Raw genomic sequence first — 2699 nt, 5'->3', positions numbered from 1 at the left:
AACCCCCCCGCCGCCCGCCGTGCCGCGCCCGGGTCCCTTGCGGGGACGGGAGCGGCACGGTCGGGCGGCGGGAACTGCCAGGGCCTGGCCCCGGCGGATGAGGCGCCGCGACGCCGCCCTGATCGCTGGATCCGGCAGGCCGCGCATCGCCACGTGAGCGTCCTTCTTACTCGTAGGAGAAGATGCTGCCGAGCTTGTCCATGCGTTCCAGCGCCATGCCGGAGCCGCGCACCACGCAGGTCAGCGGGTCTTCGGCCACCAGCACCGGCAGGCCGGTTTCTTCCGCCAGCAGGCGGTCCAGGTCGCGCAGCAGCGCGCCGCCGCCGGTCAGCATCATGCCGCGTTCGGCGATGTCGGCGCCCAGTTCGGGCGGGGTCTGTTCCAGCGCGATCTTCACCGCCGACACGATCTGGTTCAGCGGATCGGTCAGAGCTTCAAGGATTTCATTGGACGACACCGTGAAGGCGCGCGGGATGCCTTCGGACAGGTTGCGGCCCTTGACTTCCATCTCGCGGACCTCGGAGCCCGGGAAGGCCGAGCCGATTTCCTTCTTGATGGCCTCGGCGGTCTGTTCGCCGATCAGCATGCCGTAGTTGCGGCGTATGTAGTTGACGATGGCCTCGTCGAACTTGTCGCCGCCCACGCGCACCGAACCCTTGTAGACCATGCCGCCCAGCGAGATGATGCCCACCTCGGTGGTGCCGCCGCCGATATCCACCACCATCGAGCCCGACGGCTCCGACACCGGCAGGCCGGCGCCGATCGCGGCCGACATCGGCTCCTCGATCAGGTAGACCTGGCTGGCGCCGGCGCCCAGCGCCGATTCGCGGATGGCGCGGCGCTCGACCTGGGTCGAGCCGCACGGCACGCAGATGATGATGCGCGGGCTCGGGCGCAGCAGCTTGCTGTCGTGCACCATCTTGATGAATTGCTTGAGCATCTGCTCGGTGACGGTGAAGTCGGCGATCACGCCGTCCTTCATCGGGCGGATCGCTTCGATATTGCCCGGCACCTTGCCCAGCATCTGCTTGGCTTCCTTGCCCACCGCCGTGATGGTCTTCTTGGCGTTGGGGCCGCCTTCCTGGCGGATCGCGACGACCGAGGGCTCGTCCAGCACGATGCCCTTGTCGCGCATGTAGATCAGCGTGTTGGCGGTGCCGAGGTCGATCGCCAGGTCGTTGGAGAAGTAGCTGCGGAGAAATCCGAACATCAGGAATCCTGTCTGTGGTGGTGTTCGCGGGTAGGCGAAGCGGCCGGCACCGCGAGCGGCCCGGCCACGAAATACGTTGTGTTGAATACGGAATGGTTCCCGGCTTCCCGGTCCGCCCGCCGTCCGGCACGGGGCTGCCCGGGCCGGGATGGGAATGGGAACGGCAATCGCCGGCGCACCTTGCGCGCCGGCCCTACGGGAACCTTTGATTAGACCCCGCGGAAAAGTTCGCGGAAATGTGCAGGCACCGGCGCACAATGTCGTTGACATGCGACATGCGCTGGCCGGCTGCAAAGGCCTAATCAGAGGACCCAGGTCCGCCCTTCGGGTGCCTGTGGATGCCAGGCGCAAGCGCGCCGGCCAGCGGCCGGCTTGCGGCCATGTGGCGTAAGCGTTGCCAAGGGTCGGTAACTCGCAATGATACCTTATAATTCCTGCTGCTTCGGGCGTTTACAGCCTGAAAATACCTGTAATTCCGACGACTCCGGGGCGCCACTCCGGCGCCCCCGGTCAGGCCACGGGCCGTGCGACTCAGCCGCCCCATGAGCCAGCCGCCGGCGCAGCCCGCGCCCCCCCGCATCCGAGCATCCGAACCACCACGCCATGGCCCTCGCTCTATCCGACGTCAAGCGCATCGCCCACCTGGCCCGCATCGAAACCAGCGATGACGAGGCCGCCCAGACGCTTGCGCAGCTGAACAACTTTTTCTCGCTGGTCGAGCAGATGCAGGCGGTCGACACCACCGGCATCGAGCCGCTGGCCCACCCGCTGTCGGCCGTGCGCGACATGGTCCAGCGCCTGCGCGAGGACGTGGTCACCGAATCCGACCGCCGCGCCGACTACCAGCGCCCCGCGCCGGCCACCGAAGACGGCCTGTACCTGGTGCCCAAGGTCATCGAATGACCGCCGCCCGGCCCGGACCCGACGCACCCGTGCATGCCTGTCCGGCGCCGGCCACCCGCCAGTACGCCACCCCTGATGCCAACCGACTGTCATGCCCTTTTCTGCTGATTCCGTGACCTCCCTGCGCCAGCTAGCCGATGCGCTGGCCGCGCGCTCCGTCTCCGCCGAGGAACTCGCACGCGAGTACCTGGCCCGCATCGAGCAGGCCGCCGCGCTCAACGCCTTTATCCACGTCGATGCCGAGCGGACCCTGGCGCAGGCGCGCGCCGCCGATGAACGCCGCGCCCGCGGCGAAGCCGCGCCGCTGACCGGCGTGCCGATCGCGCACAAGGACGTGTTCGTCACGCGCGGCTGGCGCGCCACCGCCGGCTCGAAGATGCTGAGCAACTATGAAAGCCCGTTCGACGCCACCGTGGTCGAGCGCATGGCCGCGGCCGGCATGGTCACGCTGGGCAAGACCAATATGGACGAGTTCGCGATGGGCTCGTCCAACGAGAACTCGCATTTCGGCCCGGTGCGGAACCCCTGGGACACCAGCCGCGTGCCGGGCGGCTCGTCGGGCGGCTCGGCCGCGGCCGTGGCCGCC

General features: G+C 68.4%; 3 protein-coding genes. 2 read left to right on the top strand and 1 reads right to left on the bottom strand.

From position 1 onward, the window contains the following. Positions 1 to 166 precede the first annotated feature (166 nt). The gene (locus CF68_RS13010) at positions 167 to 1210 is read right to left on the bottom strand and encodes a rod shape-determining protein (RefSeq protein ID WP_008648066.1); all 1044 of its coding nucleotides are present in this window, start codon (positions 1208 to 1210) and stop codon (positions 167 to 169) included. Between the two features lie 603 nt (positions 1211 to 1813). On the opposite strand from CF68_RS13010, the gene gatC reads away from it, so the two are divergent. Together gatC and CF68_RS13000 are read left to right on the top strand one after the other, a co-directional pair. Then, complete coding sequence (gatC, locus tag CF68_RS13005) at positions 1814 to 2113, top strand: Asp-tRNA(Asn)/Glu-tRNA(Gln) amidotransferase subunit GatC (protein ID WP_035819367.1); 300 nt, start codon at positions 1814 to 1816, stop codon at positions 2111 to 2113. A gap of 91 nt (positions 2114 to 2204) precedes the next feature. Further along, positions 2205 to 2699, top strand: a 495-nt coding sequence (locus tag CF68_RS13000) for an amidase (protein ID WP_035819364.1), incomplete at its 3' end; no start/stop codon positions are given.

It is taken from the genome of Cupriavidus sp. SK-4, assembly GCF_000611125.1.
In the GTDB taxonomy this organism is placed as follows: Bacteria; Pseudomonadota; Gammaproteobacteria; order Burkholderiales; family Burkholderiaceae; genus Cupriavidus; species Cupriavidus necator.
This window is presented reverse-complemented; position numbering and strand designations above follow the sequence as displayed.

Excerpts from the sequence above, each read along its gene's own strand:
- CF68_RS13010 (WP_008648066.1), bottom strand. The coding sequence starts at position 1,210 with ATGTTCGGATTTCTCCGCAGCTACTTCTCCAACGACCTGGCGATCGAC.
- gatC (WP_035819367.1), top strand. The coding sequence starts at position 1,814 with ATGGCCCTCGCTCTATCCGACGTCAAGCGCATCGCCCACCTGGCCCGC.